General features: G+C 67.6%; 16 protein-coding genes. 4 read left to right on the forward strand and 12 right to left on the reverse strand.

What is annotated here, in order from left to right; translation table 11 throughout:
• Positions 1-149 precede the first annotated feature (149 nt).
• Both J5M67_RS17440 and J5M67_RS17445 read right to left on the reverse strand, forming a co-directional pair.
• Entirely contained in the window at positions 150-620 is a 471-nt protein-coding gene (locus tag J5M67_RS17440; protein ID WP_207886594.1) for an SRPBCC family protein, read from the reverse strand.
• 4 nt (positions 621-624) lie between these two features.
• The gene (locus tag J5M67_RS17445; RefSeq protein WP_207886595.1) at positions 625-1,395 is read right to left on the reverse strand and encodes an SDR family oxidoreductase; all 771 of its coding nucleotides are present in this window, start codon (positions 1,393-1,395) and stop codon (positions 625-627) included.
• 451 nt (positions 1,396-1,846) lie between these two features.
• On the opposite strand from J5M67_RS17445, the gene J5M67_RS17450 reads away from it, so the two are divergent.
• The 4 genes from J5M67_RS17450 to dmpG are packed head-to-tail and all read left to right on the forward strand — an operon-like array spanning position 1,847 to position 5,428.
• Complete coding sequence (locus tag J5M67_RS17450) at positions 1,847-2,674, forward strand: alpha/beta fold hydrolase (protein WP_207886596.1); 828 nt, start codon at positions 1,847-1,849, stop codon at positions 2,672-2,674.
• On the forward strand, positions 2,671-3,462 hold the full coding sequence (locus tag J5M67_RS17455) for a fumarylacetoacetate hydrolase family protein (RefSeq protein ID WP_207886597.1): 792 nt from the start codon (positions 2,671-2,673) through the stop codon (positions 3,460-3,462). The genes J5M67_RS17450 and J5M67_RS17455 overlap by 4 nt, the downstream gene beginning before the upstream one ends.
• A 9-nt stretch (positions 3,463-3,471) precedes the next feature.
• Complete coding sequence (locus J5M67_RS17460) at positions 3,472-4,380, forward strand: acetaldehyde dehydrogenase (acetylating) (RefSeq protein ID WP_207886598.1); 909 nt, start codon at positions 3,472-3,474, stop codon at positions 4,378-4,380.
• Between the two features lie 13 nt (positions 4,381-4,393).
• On the forward strand, positions 4,394-5,428 hold the full coding sequence (dmpG, locus tag J5M67_RS17465) for a 4-hydroxy-2-oxovalerate aldolase (protein ID WP_207886599.1): 1,035 nt from the start codon (positions 4,394-4,396) through the stop codon (positions 5,426-5,428).
• 107 nt (positions 5,429-5,535) lie between these two features.
• Here the strand turns inward: dmpG and J5M67_RS17470 are convergent, their stop codons facing one another.
• From J5M67_RS17470 to J5M67_RS17515, 10 genes are all read right to left on the reverse strand, one after another.
• On the reverse strand, positions 5,536-7,098 hold the full coding sequence (locus J5M67_RS17470) for a DHA2 family efflux MFS transporter permease subunit (protein WP_368735938.1): 1,563 nt from the start codon (positions 7,096-7,098) through the stop codon (positions 5,536-5,538).
• Positions 7,095-8,219, reverse strand: a complete 1,125-nt coding sequence (locus J5M67_RS17475) for an HlyD family secretion protein (RefSeq protein ID WP_207886600.1) — start codon at positions 8,217-8,219, stop codon at positions 7,095-7,097. Before J5M67_RS17475 ends, J5M67_RS17470 begins: the two co-directional genes overlap by 4 nt.
• A 12-nt stretch (positions 8,220-8,231) precedes the next feature.
• On the reverse strand, positions 8,232-8,693 hold the full coding sequence (locus tag J5M67_RS17480) for a helix-turn-helix domain-containing protein (protein ID WP_207886601.1): 462 nt from the start codon (positions 8,691-8,693) through the stop codon (positions 8,232-8,234).
• 214 nt (positions 8,694-8,907) lie between these two features.
• Complete coding sequence (locus J5M67_RS17485) at positions 8,908-9,600, reverse strand: amino acid ABC transporter permease (RefSeq protein WP_207886602.1); 693 nt, start codon at positions 9,598-9,600, stop codon at positions 8,908-8,910.
• A 1-nt stretch (position 9,601) separates the two neighbouring features.
• Positions 9,602-10,315 carry an amino acid ABC transporter permease gene (locus J5M67_RS17490; protein WP_207886603.1) on the reverse strand — a complete coding sequence of 238 codons (714 nt, stop codon included), beginning with the start codon at positions 10,313-10,315 and terminating at the stop codon, positions 9,602-9,604.
• Positions 10,316-10,392: 77 nt separating this feature from the next.
• Complete coding sequence (locus J5M67_RS17495) at positions 10,393-11,199, reverse strand: ABC transporter substrate-binding protein (RefSeq protein WP_207886604.1); 807 nt, start codon at positions 11,197-11,199, stop codon at positions 10,393-10,395.
• A gap of 301 nt (positions 11,200-11,500) precedes the next feature.
• Entirely contained in the window at positions 11,501-11,857 is a 357-nt protein-coding gene (locus J5M67_RS17500; protein ID WP_207886605.1) for a copper-binding protein, read from the reverse strand.
• Positions 11,854-15,006, reverse strand: a complete 3,153-nt coding sequence (locus J5M67_RS17505; RefSeq protein ID WP_207886606.1) for an efflux RND transporter permease subunit — start codon at positions 15,004-15,006, stop codon at positions 11,854-11,856. Before J5M67_RS17505 ends, J5M67_RS17500 begins: the two co-directional genes overlap by 4 nt.
• The gene (locus tag J5M67_RS17510; protein ID WP_207886607.1) at positions 15,003-16,469 is read right to left on the reverse strand and encodes an efflux RND transporter periplasmic adaptor subunit; all 1,467 of its coding nucleotides are present in this window, start codon (positions 16,467-16,469) and stop codon (positions 15,003-15,005) included. Before J5M67_RS17510 ends, J5M67_RS17505 begins: the two co-directional genes overlap by 4 nt.
• Positions 16,466-17,710: a TolC family protein gene (locus tag J5M67_RS17515; RefSeq protein WP_207886608.1), complete on the reverse strand. Its 1,245-nt coding sequence runs from the start codon at positions 17,708-17,710 to the stop codon at positions 16,466-16,468. Before J5M67_RS17515 ends, J5M67_RS17510 begins: the two co-directional genes overlap by 4 nt.
• Positions 17,711-17,736 lie beyond the last annotated feature (26 nt).

Raw genomic sequence — 17,736 nt, forward strand, 5'->3', positions numbered from 1 at the left:
ACGGAGTCCGCTCCTACGTAGTTTTCTGGGTCCCCGCGTTCGCGGGGATGACGGTGCGGATGGCGGTGCACGAAACCGTCACTCCCGCGAACGCGGGAGCCCAGAAGACATACAGTCCACCTGCAGCCCCGATCGAGGCATAGCCAAGCTCAAGCAACGTAATCCGGATTCTGGTTCTTGCCTGTCTCGTAAAACGCCTTGAGATTCACCGCGATCTTCGCCACGGTCTTCTTCAGCACACCCGCCAGCAGCCATTCGCCCAAACGCCCGCCACGCAGGTCGCCATCCAGGCTCAGGCTCAGCCGGGTACGCCCGCCGCTTTCCGGATGCAGCGCATAGCGGAAGCTGGCTTCACGGAAGGGGAAGGGTGGCCCCTGCTCGGCGCGGTGCAGGCGCAGCACCAGGCCCTGGCCTTCGCGCCACTCCACCACGCTTTCATCGAGGAAGCCGCGCTTCATCAGCACCCGGCGGCTGGCGCCCAGCCCGTCGCGCGGGCCGGGGTGGAATTCGCAGCCGGTCAGGCCGGGGACGTAGTGCGGCGCCAGGCTCAGGTCGCGCAGGCGGGACCAGGCCGCTTCGGGGGTGAGGTCGAGAACGAGATCGTGACGGGCGCTGAGCATGGTCTTATCCCTGTGCCGCTTCGAGGAAGGCCGGACGTTCGCCGCCGCCGTGCACGGCGATCTCGGCGCCGCTGACGTAAGAGGCCATCGACGAGGCAAGGTACAGGCAGGCATCGCCGATGTCGCCCGGCTCCGCCAGGCGTGCCAGCGGAATGGTGTCGGCCACGCGCTGAATGCCCGCTTCGTCGCCGTAGTGCAGGTGGCTCTGCTCGGTGCGGATCAGGCCACCGATCACCGCGTTCACCCGGACCTTGGGCGCCCATTCCACCGCCAGCGAGCGGCCCAGGTTGAGCAGCCCGGCCTTGGCCGCGCCATAAGCGGCGGTGCCCGGCGAGGGGCGCACGGCGCTGACGCTGCAGATATTGACGATGGCGCCACCGCCGGCCTGCTTCTGCATGCGCTGGTTGGCCAGCTGGCAGAGGTTCAGCGGGGCCAGCAGGTTGAGCCGGACGATGGCCTCGGAGAAGCGCGGCGAGGCTTCGGCGGCATCGGCGTAGGGGGCGCCGCCGGCATTGTTGATCAGCACGTCGAGGCGGCCATGGCGTTCGTCGATGGCGGCCATCAGTGCCTGCAACTGCTCGAAGTCGCGCACGTCGCAGGGGATGAACCAGGCTTCCCGGCCATTGTGGCTGGGCAGTTGCTCCGGGGCTTCGCGCCCGCAGATCACCACCTCGGCGCCCTGTTCCAGGAAGCGCTGGCTGATGCCCCGGCCCACGCCCTTGCCGCCGCCGGTGACCAGTACCACCTGGCCGCTGAAATCCAATGCTCGTGTCATGTCCGCTCCTCGATGGGGAAGGCTTCCAGCCTAGGCGTGGCGGCGTCTCGCGCCCACGTCCGAAGGGACTAGGGGCGGGTCCGCGATTCGCCCGGTTCAACCGCGGCGTTGTGGGACGTTCGGTGTATCGGCGTACAACCGCGAACGGTTGTACGCCCTACGTTAGCGGCGAGCCAGGCGTTGGCCTGCGGCCCCCTCACCCTAACCCTCTCCCGGGGGGAGAGGGGACTGGCATGGCATCCGGCGAGCGCTATGCCTCCCGGCAACACCGAACGGCCCCCTCTCCCTGAGGGAGAGGGCTGGGGTGAGGGGGAATCGCAGGCACGGACTTCCCTGGAGGCATCAGAAGAACGATCCACGCCCCCGAATCCCCCGTAGTCCTCTCGGACGATGTGGCCCCCGCCAAGGCGCCCGAATAATCCCGGCACATTCCCCTCCCTGGAGCGACGCCATGGCCGCCTTGCCGCAAGGGCACTTCGTCACCCTCAACGACGGACTCCGATTGCATTACCTGGACAACGGCAGCGGCGACACCGTGCTGTTCATCCACGGCAGCGGCCCCGGCGCCAGCGGCCACAGCAACTTCAAGCAGAACTACCCGGACTTCGCCGCCGCCGGCCACCGCGTGCTGGTGCCGGACCTGCCCGGCTACGGCGCCAGCGACAAGCCGGAAACCGACTACACCCTCGACTTCTTCGTCGACGCCATGTTCGGCCTGCTCGACGCCCTGGACATCCCGCGCTGCACCCTGGTGGGCAACTCCCTGGGCGGCGCCATCGCCATGAAGATGGCCCTCGACCAGCCGCAGCGCATCGCGCGCCTGGTGCTGATGGCGCCGGGCGGGCTGATGGAGAAGGAGCAGTACTACCTGCAGATGGAAGGCATCCAGAAGATGGGCGCCGCCTTCGCCAACGGTGAGCTGAACGACGCCGACGGCATGCGCCGCCTGCTCTCGCTGCAGCTCTTCGATGCCTCGCAGATCAGCGACGAGACGGTCAACGAGCGTGTCGCCGTGGTCAAGCAGCAGCCGCGCTGCGTGCTGACCCGCATGCAGGTGCCGAACCTCGCGTCGCAAGTCGCCCAACTGAGCTGCCCGATCCTCGGATTCTGGGGCATGAACGACAAATTCTGCCCGTCCAGCGGCGCACAGACGCTGATGGACGCCTGCAGCAACATCCGCTTCGTGCTGCTCAGCGAGTGCGGGCACTGGGTGATGGTCGAGCACCGCGCGCTGTTCAACCGCGAAGTGCTGGCCTTCCTCGAGGAGACCCCGGCATGAGCCAGCAACTCCAGCAGCAGTACGCTGAGGAACTCTACCGCGCACTGGTCGAAGGTCGCAGCGTCGCGCCGCTGACCGAGCGCTGGGAGCAGATCGGCGTCGAGGACGCCTACCGCATCTCCCACCTGATCCTCGAACAGCGCCTGGCCGACGGCGACGAGCTGGTCGGCAAGAAGATCGGCGTCACCTCCGAGGCCGTGCAGCGCATGCTCAACGTGCACCAGCCGGACTTCGGGTTCATCACCCGCAAGATGTGGTTCGCCAATGGCGCCGACATCTCGCTGTCGGAAAACAACCTGATCCAGCCGCGCGCCGAGGGCGAGATCGCCTTCCGCCTCAAGCACGACCTCAAGGGCCCCGGCGTGACCGAGGCCGACGTGCTGGCCGCCACCGAATGCGTGATGGCCTGCTTCGAGATCGTCGACTCGCGCATCCACGACTGGAAGATCCGCATCCAGGACACCGTGGCCGACAACGCCTCCTGCGGCGTGTTCGTGATCGGCGAAACGGAGCGCGACCCGCGCGAACTGGACCTGCCCAACCTGCGCATGCGCGTGCGCAAGAACGGCGTGCAGATCAGCGAGGGCCTGGGCTCCGCGGTGCAGGGCAACCCGCTCACCGCTGTGGCCTGGCTGGCCAACACCCTGGGCGCCTTCGGCATTCCCTTCAAGGCCGGCGAAATCATCCTCTCCGGCTCGCTGGTACCGCTGGAGCCGGCGAAGGCGGGCGACCGTTTCGAACTGGACATCGACGGCCTGGGCAGCGCCCAGGTGTCCTTCCGTGCATAGGAGTCATCCATGAGCAAGAAACTCAGGGCCGCGATCATCGGCCCCGGCAACATCGGCACCGACCTGCTGATGAAGATGCGCCGATCCGAATGGATCGAACCGGTGTGGATGGTCGGCGTCGACCCGTCGTCCGACGGCCTGGCGCGCGCCCGCGAATTCGGTCTGAAGACCACCTCCGACGGTGTCGACGGCCTGCTGCCGCACGTGCTGGACGACGACATCCGCATCGCCTTCGATGCCACCTCCGCCTACGTGCACGCCGAGAACAGCCGCAAGCTGAACGCGCTGGGCGTGATCATGGTTGACCTGACCCCGGCCGCCATCGGCCCATTCTGCGTGCCGCCGGTGAACCTCGCCGAGCACGCCGGCAACCTGGCGATGAACGTCAACATGGTCACCTGCGGCGGCCAGGCCACCATCCCGATGGTGGCGGCGGTCTCGCGGGTGCAGCCGGTGGACTACGCCGAGATCGTCGCCACCGTGTCCTCCCGTTCGGTCGGGCCGGGCACGCGCAAGAACATCGACGAATTCACTCGCACCACCGCCGGTGCCATCGAGCAGGTGGGTGGCGCCAAGCAGGGCAAGGCGATCATCGTCATCAACCCGGCCGAGCCGCCGCTGATGATGCGCGACACCATCCACTGCCTGACTTCCGGCACGCCGGACCAGGCGGCCATCCGCGCCTCGGTGCACGAGATGATCCGCGAGGTGCAGCGCTACGTGCCGGGCTACAAGCTGATCAACGGCCCGGTATTCGATGGCAACCGAGTCTCGGTGTACCTGGAAGTGGAAGGCCTGGGCGACTACCTGCCCAAGTCCGCCGGCAACCTCGACATCATGACCGCCGCCGGTCTGCGCACCGCCGAGATGTTCGCCGAACAAGCCCACCAGGGCGCCCTGCAACTGCCGGCCCGCTGAGGAGAGACAATCCATGAACCTGCAAGGCAAGCGCGTGCGCCTGCACGATATGAGCCTGCGCGACGGCATGCACGCCAAGCGCCACCAGATCAGCCTGGAGCAGATGGTTTCCGTGGCCACGGGCCTGGACGAAGCCGGCGTGCCGCTGATCGAGATCACCCATGGCGATGGCCTGGGCGGCGCCTCGGTGAACTACGGCTTCCCGGCCCACACCGATCGCGAATACTTCGAGGCGGTGATTCCCAAGTTGAAACAGGCCAAGGTCTCGGCGCTGCTGCTGCCCGGCATCGGCACCGTCGAGCACCTGAAGATGGCCCACGGCTGCGGCGTTTCCACCATCCGCGTGGCGACCCACTGCACCGAGGCGGACGTCTCCGAGCAGCACATCGGCATGTCCCGCGAGATGGGCCTGGACACCGTCGGCTTCCTGATGATGGCGCACATGGTCAGCGCCGAGCAGTTGCTGGAACAGGCGCGGCTGATGGAAAGCTTCGGCGCCAACTGTATCTACTGCACCGACTCGGCCGGCTACATGCTGCCCGATGAAGTCAGCGAGAAGATCGGCCTGCTGCGCTCTGAATTGAAGGCGAACACCGAAGTCGGCTTCCACGGCCACCACAACATGGGCATGGCCATCGCCAACTCCCTGGCCGCCATCGAGGCCGGTGCCGCGCGCATCGACGGCTCGGTCGCCGGCCTGGGCGCCGGCGCCGGCAACACTCCGCTGGAAGTCTTCGTCGCCGTGCTCAAGCGCATGGGCGTCGACAGCGGCGTGGACCTGTACCGCATCATGGACGTGGCCGAAGACCTGGTGGTGCCGATGATGGACCACCCGATCCGCCTCGACCGCGATGCGCTGACCCTGGGTTATGCCGGCGTGTACAGCTCCTTCCTGCTGTTCGCCAAGCGCGCCGAGGCCCGCTACGGCATCTCCGCCCGCGAGCTGCTGGTGGAGCTGGGGCGCCGTGGCACCGTGGGCGGCCAGGAAGACATGATCGAGGACCTGGCCCTGACCATGGCGGCCAAGGCCGGTCTGCTGCCGACCTGAGAACCTGTTTACGATCTGCTGAGATCGTAAACAGCTTCTGATTCGCGGCAACGTAGGCAGGGTGACTCCTGGGTAACAGGGTCACCCTGTTTTCATTTCCGGCCCGCTCAGTGCGCGTCGGCTGAGGGTTGCGGCGGCGCGGCGATCTTGTGCATCAGCGGAATCAGCACCAGCGTAATGGCGAAGCAGGCGCCGATGAGCAGGAAGGCGTCGCCGAAAGTCATGGTCTGCGCCTCGCGGTAGGTGAGGTTCCACAGTTGCCGCAGGGCCTGCTGGCTGGCTTCGCCGGTGGCGTCCAGATGCGGCGCCAGCCAGTTGCCGAGGGCCTGGTTCTGCGCGTTCAGGTGTTCGGCCAGGCGCAGGAAGTGCAGGTTGGTGCGGTCGTTGAGCACGGTGGCGCAGGCGGCGATGCCGATGGCGCCGCCGAGGTTGCGCATCAGGTTGAAGAGCCCCGAGGCCAGCTTCAGTCGCGCCGGCGGCAGCGAGCCAAGCGCCAGGGTCACGGTGGGCGCCACGCTGAATTGCTGCGCCATGCCGCGCAGCGCCTGCGGCAGCATCAGCTGGGCGGCGCCCCAGTCATGGGTGATCGGGGAGAACTCCCACATCGACAGGGCGAACATGCCCAGGCCCAGCGCCAGTATCCAGCGCAGGTCGAAACGCTTGGCCAGGGCCGCGTAGATCGGGATGCTCATCACCTGGAAGATGCCCGTGGAGAACACCGCCAGGCCGATGTCCAGCGCGCTGTAGCCGCGCACCCGGCCGAGGAACAGCGGGGTCAGGTAGATGGTGGCGAAGATGCCGATGCCGGTGACGAAGGAGAACAGGCAGCCGAGGGCGAAGTTGCGCTCCTTGAGCGCGCGCAGGTCGACGATGGGGTTCTTCGCGGTCAGGCTGCGGGCGATGAAGGCCACGCCGGTGATGGCGGAAATCCACGCGGTGACGAGGATGGTGTCGTCGCTGAACCAGTTCCAGCGCGGGCCTTCCTCCATGGTGTATTCCAGGCAGCCGAGGAACACCGCCATCAGCAGCATGGCCGGGTAGTCGGCACCTTTCACCAGCGACCAGTCGGGTTTGTCGATGCGCACCATGATCGGCACGATGATGGTCACGAACAGGCCCGGCACCAGGTTGATGTAGAACAGCCAGGGCCAGGAGGAGATGTCGGTGATCCAGCCGCCGACCACTGGGCCGAGGGTCGGCGCCAGCGAGGCGATGGCGCCGATGGTGGCGGCCACCACCACGCGCTGCTTGCCGTCGAAGTAGAGGAAGCCGGTGGTGAACACCATGGGGATCATCGAGCCGCCGAGAAAACCCTGCAGCGCGCGGAAGGCGATCATGCTCTGGATGTTCCAGGCCACGGCGCAGAGCAGGCTGGTAAGGGTGAAGCCCAGGGCCGAGGCGGCGAACAGCCAGCGGGTGGACATCACCTTGGACAGCCAGCCCGACAGCGGGATGACGATGATCTCGGCGATCAGGTAGCTGGTCTGCACCCAGGCGGTGTCGTCGGCGCCCGCCGACAGGCCGCCGCCGATGTCGCGCAGGGAGGCGGAGACGATCTGGATGTCGATCAGCGCGATGAACATGCCCACGCACATGCAGGCGAAGGCGATCACCTTCTGCCGGGTGGAGAGGCTCTCGACCGGCACCACCTCGTCCGACCAGAAGTTCACGGCCGCAGCTCCTGGGCGACGCGCGGGTCGGCTTCGTGGCGCTGCCCGCGGGTATCCACCTCGACCACCACCGAGAGGCCGGGGCGCAGGTCACCGAGCTTGCCGTCCTCCGCGTCGAGGTAGACGCGCACCGGCACGCGCTGGACGATCTTGGTGAAGTTGCCGGTGGCGTTCTCCGGCGGCAGGATGCTGAACTGCGCGCCGGTGGCCGGGGCCAGGCTGTCCAGATGGCCGTGGAAGACCTTGCCCGGCAGGATGTCGGCCTCGATGGTCACCGCCTGGCCGGCCCGCATGTGGGCCAGTTGGTCTTCCTTGAAGTTGGCGTCCACCCACAGCCCTTGCGCGGGCACCACCGCGAGCAACTGGGTACCGGCGCTGACGTAGCCGCCGACCCGCCCACGGCGGTTGCCGATATAGCCGTCGACCGGCGCGCGCAGCTCGGTGTAGCCCACGTCCAGTTGGGCCCGGTCGCGCTCGGCGACGGCCTGTTCCAGGGCGGCCTGGGCCTGCTGGCGCTGGCTCTGGATCACGTCCAGTTGGCGGCGCGCGGCGAGCAGTGTGGCGCGGGCCTTGTCGCTGTTGGCGCGGGCGGTCTTCCAGCTGGCGTCGGCGCGTTGCGCGGCTTCCACCGACACGGCGTTGGTGCGCACCAGGGTGGCGTAGCGACGCTGGTCGTCGCGGGTGCGGGTTTCCTCGGCACTGGCGGCGTCGATTTCCGCCTGGCTCTGGCGGATCAGCGCGTCCTGCAGAGCCGCCTGCGCATCCACGTTGACCAGCAGCGCCTGCTCGGCGTGTACCGCGCCTTCGGCCTTGGCCAGCGCCGCGCGGTAATCGCGGTCATCGATGCGTGCCAGCAGGTCGCCGGCGTGGACGAACTGGTTGTCGTTCACCCGCAGTTCGGTGATGTAGCCGGCCACGCGCGGGCTGATGACGGTGACGTCGCCGCCGACATAGGCATCGTCGGTTTCTTCCAGGAAGCGTGCATTCAGCCACCAGTGGCCGGCATAGGCGGCGACGCCGAGCAGCGCGGCGCCGGCGATGGCCAGCTTGAGGGCCTTGCGGGACTTGGGTTTGGCCGTGTCGGCGGCCGGGGTGACGACAATGGAGGCGGGCTGGTTCATGGCGGCTACCGTTCAGGCGTGGGTGGGGGAAGAGAGGGCGCCGTCGCGACGGCGAATCTGGTGCTGCGGGCCGATGGGCTCGCCGCTGCTGGCATCGACCAGGGCGATCTGCACCGGCTGGCCGTTGCGCGTATCGATCAGTTGCACGCCGTCGGCCCCGGCGGCGTGGCGCTTGCCCCACTGCAGCAGGGTCAGCAGCACCGGGCGCAGTTCGCGGCCGGCGTCGGTGAGCAGGTACTCGTAGCGCGGCGGGTGGTCGTTGTAGCGGCTGCGTTCGAACAGGCCGTTGTCGACCAGGATGCGCAGGCGGCGGGTCAGCACGTTGCTGGCGATGCCGAGATTGGCGCTGAACTGCTCGAAGCGGCGGGAGCCGTAGAAGGCTTCGCGCAGGATCAGCACGTTCCAGTTGTCGCCGACCAGATCCAGGGCCTGGGCGACGGGGCAGGGCATGTGGTCGAAGCGGCTTCTGCGCATGGCGGTCAACCTCTTTAGATTAATATCATCATCTAATCGGAGTGCTCTGTAACGACCCTGCACGGGAGAGGACAAAGCGCTTCGGCTAAATATTATGGTTGTAATCTAATCCGGTAACTTGCTTTGCGCAAGTGACTCCGCGGGGAAGGGACGAACGGCGGAAGGGGATGTCCTAACCCGCCACGCCGGCGGGGTTCACGTTCATGGCGATGGCTCAGGTGGCCTTGCGGTAGTCCGGCGTCAGTCGTGCGAACAGTGCCGCCAGCAGGTCCAACGCCGAGCACAGCAGGAAGTAGATCAGGGCGACGAACAGGAAGACTTCCGTGGGGTGCACCATCACCCGGTTGCTCACCTGGGTGGCGACGAAGGACAGCTCGCCGACGCCGATCACGTAGGCCAGCGAGGTGTCCTTGATCAGCGAGACCCACTGGTTGAGGAAGGACGGCAGCATGACCGGCAGCGCCTGCGGCAGGATCACCAGGCGCAGCACCTGCCAGGGCCGCAGGCCGAGGGCGCGGGCGGCGTCCCACTGGCCCTTGGGCAGGCTTTCGATGCCGGCGTGCACCGAGTGGGCGAGATAGGCCCCGCCGATCAGCGACAGCGCGCAGACCACCGTGTCCAGCGCCGGTACGTCGATGTGCAGGACGATGGGCAGCAGGAAGTAGGTCCAGAAGATCAGCATCAGCACGGGAATGGCGCGGAAGAAGCCGAGGAAGGCCACCAGCAGCAGGCGCGGGCGGCCGCGCAATACCGACAGCGCAATGCCCAGCACCAGCCCGAGCACCGCCGAGGCGATGCCGGAGGCCAGCGCCAGGATCACGGTGAGCGCCGCGCCGCCCAGCGGGCCGTCCGGGTAGGCGCCGATGAGGAAGTAGGAGAGGTTGTCCTGGATGACGGAGAAGTCCATGTCAGGCTCCCTGGCGGTAGCGGCGGGTCTGCTGCAGCGCCTGGCCCAGCGCCTCGATCAGCGCGATGGCGCCGATGTACAGCAGGGTGGCGATGCCGAAGGCCTGGAAAGTCTTGAAGGTCTGTGTCTCCACCTGGCGCGAGGCGTAGGACAGCTCGGCTAGCCCGATGGCCATGGCCAGCGAGGAATTCTTCAGCGCATTCATGTACTGGCCCATCAGCGGCGGCAGCGCGGTGCGCAATGCCTGCGGCAGGATCACCCAGCGCCACACCTGCAGCGGGCGCAGCCCCAGCGCCATGCCGGCTTCGCGTTGCTGCGGGCTGACCGAGGCGATGCCGGCGCGGAATTCCTCGGCGATGAAGGCCGTGGTGTAGAGCGTCAGCCCCCAGGCCGCGGCGAGGAATTCGAACGACGGCCACGCCAGGGCGCCCAGTTCATGGGGCGTGTTGAGCCAGGACACCAGCTCTTCCGGCAGCAGCGCCGGCACGCCGAAGTACCAGAAGAACAGCTGCACCAGCAGCGGCGTGTTGCGGAACAGGGCCAGGTAGGCGCGCGCCGGCCACGCTAGCCAGCGCGACTTCGCCTGCCGCGCCACGGCCAGCGGCGCGCCGAGCAAGGTGGCGAGGAGGCAGCAGAACAGGGAGATACCCAGGGTGAGCAGGAAGCCGTCGAGCAGCCAGCTCAGGTAGGTCTGGGCGAGCAGTTCGCCAAACATCGTGGGAGTCCATCAGGGGGAAGAACGGCAACGCCCCACGGAGTGGGGCGTGCGCGGGTGCGGTCTATGCGGTGGGATCAGCTCTTGTCGCCGATCTTGTACAGGCGCGCCAGGGGCGTCTTGGTGTCCGGGCCGAACCAGGTGTCGTAGATGGTCTGTGCCTGGCCGCTCGCCTCCAGGTCCGTGAGGCTCTGGTTGACGAACTCAGTCAGGGCCGTCTCGCCCTTGGGAATGCCGACGCCGATCAGGTCATTGGAGATGGTGAAGGGCGGCACTTCGTACTTGTCCTTGTCCGGCACATTGGCCAGCAGGCCGATCAGCTTCGGGCCGTCCTGGGTGATGGCCTGGACCTGGCCGTTGCGCAGGGCGGTGAAGGCGAAGGGCGTGTCGTCGTAGGCGATAACCTTGGCGCCGGGGAATTTCTCCCGCAGCACGCCTTCGTTGACCGTGCCCTTGTCCACGCCGACGCGCCATTTGTTCAGCTCTTCCGGCGCTTTCAGGCTGCCCTTCTTGACGATGAACTGCTGGCCGGAAGCGAAGTACGGAATGCTGAAGTCGACCTGCTGGGCGCGCTCCGGGGTAATGGTGAAGTTGGCCAGCACCAGGTCCACCTTGTTGGCGGTCAGCAGCGGAATGCGGTTGGCGGGGTTGGTCGGCAGCACCTGCAGCTTCACGCCGAGCTTGTCGGCCAGGGCCTTGGCGTAGTCCACGTCCAGGCCTTCGATCTGCTTGCTCTTGGCGTCGACGAAGCCGAACGGCGGGTTGCTGTCGAAGGCGGCGACGCGCAGCACGCCGGATTTCTTGATGTCTTCCAGGCGGTCGGCGTGGGCGAGGCCGGAGAGCACGGCCAGGGCGAGGGCGGTAACGGCAGTGAGTTTCTTCATGGATGTCCTGCTCCAGTCGGAGCGCGCCAGTGGGGCGTGCTTCCTGATGATCGAGAGCGGGCGTTCAGGGTGTGAGAGGCCCGCCGTAGAGCCGCGGGGGTGGCCCGCTGGCGATGCCGAATATCGCAGGAAGGAGGGGCTCCCGAGAAAGAATGAATCGGTCTATCTGATAACCTGTAGGAATATAAATCTAATATTATCTAAATTTAATTGAATAAAAGTCCGGCGTGCACATCAGGCAGTGTTTCGGCGAAACCTGTCCGCCGCGGGTGCGACAGACAGGTTTCCGTTCACTGCCGGATCACTGCTTGCGAATGCTCAGGATCGAGGCGCCGCCGTTGCCGTTGCTGAACTCGAAGTCGACCTTGTCGCCGACCTGCAGGCTATCCAGTTGGCCCGGCGCGGTCTTGAACGCCATGGTCATGGGCGGCCATTTCAGGGCCGCTACCGGGCCGTGGGCGAGGGTGACGGTGTGGCGCTCGCCGTCGATGGCCTTGATGGTGCCTTCCGCGCTGGCGGTCGGGGCGGCCTTGGGGCTTTCCATGTTCATACCGTCCATGCTCATGCCATCCATCTTCATGCCGGGCATGTCCTCGGCGGTGGCGGCAAAGGACAGGGCGCACAGCAGGGCGCCGGCGGCGACCAATGGGGTTTTCATGCGATTTCTCCAGTGTGGGATTGGGTTGCCAGGTGCGACTGACGACGGCGCATCAGCCAGTAGGCGGCGGGAATGACGAACAGGGAGAGCAGCGGGGCGGTGATCATGCCGCCGACCATGGGCACGGCGATGCGGCTCATCACCTCGCTGCCGGTGCCGCTGCTCCAGAGGATCGGCAGCAGGCCGGCGACTATCACGGCCACGGTCATGGCCTTGGGCCGCACGCGCTGCACAGCGCCTTCGCGGATGGACGCGAGCAGCGCGTCGGGACCGCTGGCGTCCCGGCGTTCGGCCCAGGCGTTCTTCAGGTAGACCAGCATGATCACCCCGAACTCCGCCGCGACCCCGGCCAGGGCGATGAAGCCGACCCCGGTGGCCACCGACAGGTTGAAACCCATCAGGTACAGCAGCCACACGCCGCCGGTGAGGGCGAAGGGCAGGGTGGCCATGATCAGCAGGGCCTCGTCGAAACGGCCGAAGGTCAGGTAGAGCAGCACGAAGATGATCGCCAGGGTCGCCGGCACCACCAGCTTGAGCCGGGCGTTGGCGCGTTCCAGGTATTCGAACTGGCCGGAGTAGCTCAGGCTCATGCCCGGCGCGAGCTTCACGTCGCGCTCCACCGCATGGCGCAGGTCCGCCACCACAGAGGCCAGGTCGCGGCCGCGCACGTCGACGTAGACCCAGCCGGAGAGGCGGGCATTCTCGCTCTTGAGCATCGGCGGGCCTTCGCTGATGCGCACCCGCGCCACGCTGCCGAGGGTGATCTGGCCGCCCTGGGCGGTGTAAATCGGCAACTGCTGCAGCGCATCGACCGAGTCGCGCCACTCGCGCGGGTAGCGCACGTTGATCGGGTAGCGGGCGAGGCCTTCCACCGTTTCGCCGACGTTCTCCCCGCCGATGGCGCTGCTGACGATGGCCTGCACGTCGGCGATGTTCATGCCGTAGCGGGCCGCCGCCTGGCGGTCGATGTCGACGTCGATGTAGCGCCCGCCGGTGAGGCGTTCGGCCAGTGCCGAGGTCACGCCCGGAATGCCCTTGGCCACCCGTTCCACCGCCTGGGTGGCGCGGTCGATCTCGGCCAGGTCGGTGCCGGCGATCTTCACCCCGATGGGGCTCTTGATGCCGGTGGCGAGCATGTCGATGCGGTTGCGGATCGGCGGAATCCAGATGTTGGTCAGGCCGGGCACCTTCACCACGCGGTCCAGCTCCTCCACCAGCTTTTCGCTGGTCATGCCCGGCCGCCACTCATCCTTCGGCTTGAAACGGATGGTGGTCTCGAACATCTCCAGCGGCGCCGGGTCGGTGGCCGACTCGGCGCGCCCGGCCTTGCCGAACACGCTGGTGACCTCCGGTACGCTCCTGATCAGACGGTCGGTGCTCTGCAGCAGCTCCGAGGCCTTCTGCGCGGAGAGGCCGGGCAGGGCCGAGGGCATGTACAGCAGGTCGCCTTCGTCCAGCGGCGGGAGGAACTCGCCGCCCAGATGGGACAGCGGCCACAGCCCGGAGAGGAAGACCAGCACCGCGGCTGCCAGCGTCATGCGCGGCCGGCGCAGCACCGCATCCAGCGCCGGCTGGTAGAGCCGGATCAGCCAGCGGTTGAGCGGGTTGCGCTGCTCCGAGGGCAGGCGCCCGCGAATCCAGTAGCCCATCAGCACCGGCACCAGGGTCACGGAAAGCCCCGCGGCGCCGGCCATGGCGTAGGTCTTGGTGAACGCCAGCGGGCCGAACAGCCGGCCCTCCTGCGCCTGCAGGGTGAACACCGGGATGAACGACAGGGTGATGATCAGCAGGCTGAAGAACAGCGCCGGCCCGACCTCGGCGGCCGCCTCGGTCATCACCTTCCAGTGCTGCTCGCCCACCAGCGGCGTGCCGGGGTGTTTCTCCTGCCAGGCCTCGACGCGCTTGTGTGCGTTCTCGATCATCACCACCGCCGCGTCGACCATCGCGCCGATGGCGATGGCAATGCCACCCAGGGACATGATGTTGGCGTTGATCCCCTGGTGGCGCATGACGATCAGCGCGATCAGCACGCCCACCGGCAGCGAGACGATGGCCACCAGCGACGAGCGCAGGTGCCAGAGGAAGGCCGCGCAGACCAGCGCCACCACGAGGAACTCCTCGATCAGCTTGTGGCTGAGGTTGGACACCGCGCGGTCGATCAGCTGGCTGCGGTCGTAGGTGGTGACGATCTCCACGCCCTCGGGCAGGCTCTTCTTCAGCGACTCCAGCTTGTCCTTCACCCGGAGGATGGCTTCGCGGGCGTTCTTGCCGTTGCGCAGGACGATCACCCCGCCCACCGCTTCGCCTTCGCCATCCAGCTCGCCGATGCCCCGGCGCATTTCCGGGCCGAGCTGGATGCTGGCGACATCGCCCAGGGTCACCGGGCTGCCGTTGGCGGCCAGGCGCAGGGGAATCGCGCGGAAGTCGGCGAGGGTCTTCAGGTAGCCCGAGGCGCGCACCATGAACTCCGCCTCACCGAGTTCGAGCACGCCGCCGCCGGTTTCCTGGTTGGCCTTGCCGATGGCCTCGATCACCTGGCCCTGAGTAATGCCCAGGCTGGCGAGGCGCACCGGGTCGAGCAACACCTGGTACTGCTTGACCATGCCGCCCACGGTGGCGACCTCGGCCACGTCCGGCACCGTCTTCAGCTCGTACTTGAGGAACCAGTCCTGCAGGCCGCGCAGCTGGGCGAGGTCATGCCTGCCGCTGCGATCCACCAGGGCGTACTGGTAGATCCAGCCCACGCCGGTGGCGTCCGGGCCGAGCGCCGTCTTCGCCGTGGGCGGCAGGCGCGACTGCACCTGGTTCAGGTACTCCAGCACCCGCGAGCGCGCCCAGTAGAGGTCGGTGCCGTCCTCGAACAGCACGTAGACGAAGCTGTCGCCGAAGGAGGAGAATCCGCGCACGGTCTTCGCGCCGGGCACCGACAGCATGGTGGTGGCCAGCGGGTAGGTGACCTGGTTCTCGACGATCTGCGGCGCCTGTCCCGGATAGCTGGTGCGGATGATCACCTGCACGTCGGAGAGGTCCGGCAGGGCATCGATCGGCGTACTGCGCAGCGACCAGAGGCCCCAGGCGACGATGAACAGCGTGGCCAGCAGGACCAGGAAGCGGTTGGCCACCGACCAGCGGATGAGCTTCGCGATCATGGCTGTTGCTCCTGCTTGCGGACCTGCTCGATCACCAGCCCCGCATCGCCCTGGCTGACGCCGAAGCGGATGCGGTCGCCGGGCTTGAGTCCCTCTGCCAGTTCGGGGCGGGCGAGGGCGAAGGTCATGGTCATGCCCGGCATGCCCAGGGTGTTGAACGGGCCGTGGCTGATGGTCATGCCTTGCGCCGTGATCTCCACGATGCGGCCATCCGCTTCATGCACGGCGGGCTTCGTCATCGTCGCTGCGGACTCGTCCACCGTGCGTGCCTCGATGCCTTTCAGGCTGGCTTCCGAATCGATCAGGAACTGGCCGGAGGCGACCACCCGTTGGCCTTCCTGCAAACCCTGCAGGACCGCCACCAGGCCGCCGTTCTCCTGGCCGAGTCGGACCTCCACGGGGCGGAACCGACCCTGGTCCTCGGCCAGCATCACCAGGTTGCGCTTGCCGGTGCGGATCACCGCTTCGCTGGGGATTTGCAGCACGGCGCTCTGCCCGGCCAGGTCGAGGCTGACCTGGGCGGTCATGCCGGGGCGCAGCTGGCCGTCGGCGTTGGGCAGCTCGATGCGCAGGCGCAGGGTGCGGCTCTGCTGGTCGTTCTCCGGCAGGATGCTGGCCAGGGTGCCGGTCACCGGGCGATCGGGGAATGCCGGCAGACGGGCATCGACCGCCTGGCCGACCTTGAGCCCTGCCGCCTGGGTCTCGGGTACCGCCGCTTCCAGCCAGACCTGGCCCAGGCCGTTGATCCGCGCCAGCGGTGCGCCGGCAGCCAGGGTCATGCCGGTGCGTACGTCCAGCTCGCGGATGACTCCGGCAATCGGTGAGGTCAGAGTGATCACCGGGCGTGCGCGACCGCTTCGCGCGAGCTGCTCGACCAGCGTCGCGGGCATGCCCGCCAGCAGCAGGCGTTGCCGCGCCGCCGCCAGCAGTGCCGGCTCCGAGGTGCTGCGCAGGGCGAGGTATTCCTCCTGCAAGCCGGCCCACTCCGGAACCAGGATGTCCGCGACCGGCGCGCCGGCCTTCACCACATCGCCCGGCGCCAGGGCATAGGTGCGTTCGACGAAGCCGCCGGCGCGCGCCTGCAGCAGCGCCACGTCGCGGTCGTTGAAGGTCAGCAGGCCGGTGACCTGCAGCGTGCGGTCGAGCTTGCCGAGGCTGACCGTGGCCAGGCGCATGCCGAGGTTCTGCTGGATGCCGGGTTCGATGCGGATGGCCGCCGTATCGCCGTCGGAGTCCGCGTATTTCGGCACCAGTTGCATGTCCATGAACGGCGACTTGCCCGGCGCATCGAAGTGTTGCTGCGGGACCATCGGGTCGTACCAGTAGAGCGGTTTGCGTTCCGTGGCGGCTGCAGCCACCGAGGCCTGTGCCTGGGCTTTCCGGGCCAGCCAGTAGCCGCCGGCGCCTCCGATGGCCAGGGTGAGAACCAAAAGCGCGGAGGTATTCCAGGGGAAGCGGCTCATGCGCGTCCCTCCTCGTAGGTGAAGTAGAGGCGTGCTGCGATCTGTGCCAGGGAGCCTTGCAGGTCGATCTGCTTGAGCCGCGCCTCGACCAGTTGCTGGCGGGCGCTGACCACCTCGTCGAGGCTGGTCTTGCTGGCGCGGTAGCCGGCGGTGGCCAGGCGCACCTTCTCCTCGGCCAGCGGCACCAGGGTGCCGCTGCTGCGCTCGACGGCGCGTTGCAGCCGCCGGTATTCGGCCAGATCGTCCTCCAGCGCCTGCTCGTGTTCGCGGGCCAGCGCCTCGCGCTCGGCTTCCAGCTGGCGCACCTGGGCGCGTCGCGCGGCGATCTTCGGGTCCTGGCGAGTGCCGGTGAACAGCGGCAGGTCGAAGCTCACCTGCAGCGTCATCATGTCGCCGAACTCGCGGCCACGGCGCTGGTAGTCCACCTCCCAGCTCCAGTCCGGTTTCTTCTCGGCCACGGCCTCGCGCACCAGGGCTTCGGCCTCGCGGGTCATGGGTCCGTAAGCGGCGAGTTCCGGGTGCTGGTGCAGCTGTTGCAGCGAGTGGGAGGCGTCGATGGACCAGTGCGGAAAGTCGCCGCTCAGCGACTTTGGCGCGTCCTGGCCGATCCAGCGCTTGAGCGCCGCCCGCGCCTGGGTTTCCTGGCGCAGCAGGTCGTCCTTCTGCTCGTCCAGCAGCGCCGCTTCCTGGCGCGGCGCCACCGCATCGACCGTGCTCGCGCTTCCACCGGCCAGGCGTGCGCGAACGGTGGCATCCAGCAGGCGGTTCTCGCGGTAGAAGTCATCGAACATCGCCAACTTGCGTTGCAGCGTATAGGCGGCGATCCAGGCCTGGGCCGAGGCGCTGCGGACCTTCAGGCGCTCGACGCCGGCTTCGGCGTCGGCGCGTTCGACGGCGGCCTGGGCGGTCTCGATGCGCGCCTTGCGCTTGTCGCCGTTGGGCATTTCCTGCATCAGGCCGACCACCTGCATGGACATGTTGTCGCGCTGGGTGGTCCAGCGCTCGTCGCCCTCGATGGGGACGTTCTGCAGACCCAGGTTGAGCTTGGGGTCGGGCAGCTCTCCGGCGGGGATGGCGGCGCTTTTCGCCGCCGAGATTTTCTCGCTCTGGGCGAGCAGGGAAGGGGCGTTGTGTTCGGCCAGCAACAGGGCGTCGTCCAATGACAGGGACGCAGCCTGCGCCGACAGGCCCGGCAGCAGCGCGAGCAGCAGCCAGCCGGGGTGGAGTCGGACGTGAGTCACGGTGAGGATTCCTCTGGAAAACCAGC

It is taken from the genome of Pseudomonas sp. 30_B, assembly GCF_017491605.1.
Taxonomy (GTDB): Bacteria; Pseudomonadota; Gammaproteobacteria; order Pseudomonadales; family Pseudomonadaceae; genus Pseudomonas.

What these genes read in the sequence shown, in the direction of transcription:
- J5M67_RS17440 (WP_207886594.1), bottom strand. Translation starts at nt 620, where the DNA reads ATGCTCAGCGCCCGTCACGATCTCGTTCTCGACCTCACCCCCGAAGCG.
- J5M67_RS17445 (WP_207886595.1), bottom strand. Translation starts at nt 1,395, where the DNA reads ATGACACGAGCATTGGATTTCAGCGGCCAGGTGGTACTGGTCACCGGC.
- J5M67_RS17450 (WP_207886596.1), top strand. Translation starts at nt 1,847, where the DNA reads ATGGCCGCCTTGCCGCAAGGGCACTTCGTCACCCTCAACGACGGACTC.
- J5M67_RS17455 (WP_207886597.1), top strand. Translation starts at nt 2,671, where the DNA reads ATGAGCCAGCAACTCCAGCAGCAGTACGCTGAGGAACTCTACCGCGCA.
- J5M67_RS17460 (WP_207886598.1), top strand. Translation starts at nt 3,472, where the DNA reads ATGAGCAAGAAACTCAGGGCCGCGATCATCGGCCCCGGCAACATCGGC.
- dmpG (WP_207886599.1), top strand. Translation starts at nt 4,394, where the DNA reads ATGAACCTGCAAGGCAAGCGCGTGCGCCTGCACGATATGAGCCTGCGC.
- J5M67_RS17475 (WP_207886600.1), bottom strand. Translation starts at nt 8,219, where the DNA reads ATGAACCAGCCCGCCTCCATTGTCGTCACCCCGGCCGCCGACACGGCC.
- J5M67_RS17480 (WP_207886601.1), bottom strand. Translation starts at nt 8,693, where the DNA reads ATGCGCAGAAGCCGCTTCGACCACATGCCCTGCCCCGTCGCCCAGGCC.
- J5M67_RS17485 (WP_207886602.1), bottom strand. Translation starts at nt 9,600, where the DNA reads ATGGACTTCTCCGTCATCCAGGACAACCTCTCCTACTTCCTCATCGGC.
- J5M67_RS17490 (WP_207886603.1), bottom strand. Translation starts at nt 10,315, where the DNA reads ATGTTTGGCGAACTGCTCGCCCAGACCTACCTGAGCTGGCTGCTCGAC.
- J5M67_RS17495 (WP_207886604.1), bottom strand. Translation starts at nt 11,199, where the DNA reads ATGAAGAAACTCACTGCCGTTACCGCCCTCGCCCTGGCCGTGCTCTCC.
- J5M67_RS17500 (WP_207886605.1), bottom strand. Translation starts at nt 11,857, where the DNA reads ATGAAAACCCCATTGGTCGCCGCCGGCGCCCTGCTGTGCGCCCTGTCC.
- J5M67_RS17505 (WP_207886606.1), bottom strand. Translation starts at nt 15,006, where the DNA reads ATGATCGCGAAGCTCATCCGCTGGTCGGTGGCCAACCGCTTCCTGGTC.
- J5M67_RS17510 (WP_207886607.1), bottom strand. Translation starts at nt 16,469, where the DNA reads ATGAGCCGCTTCCCCTGGAATACCTCCGCGCTTTTGGTTCTCACCCTG.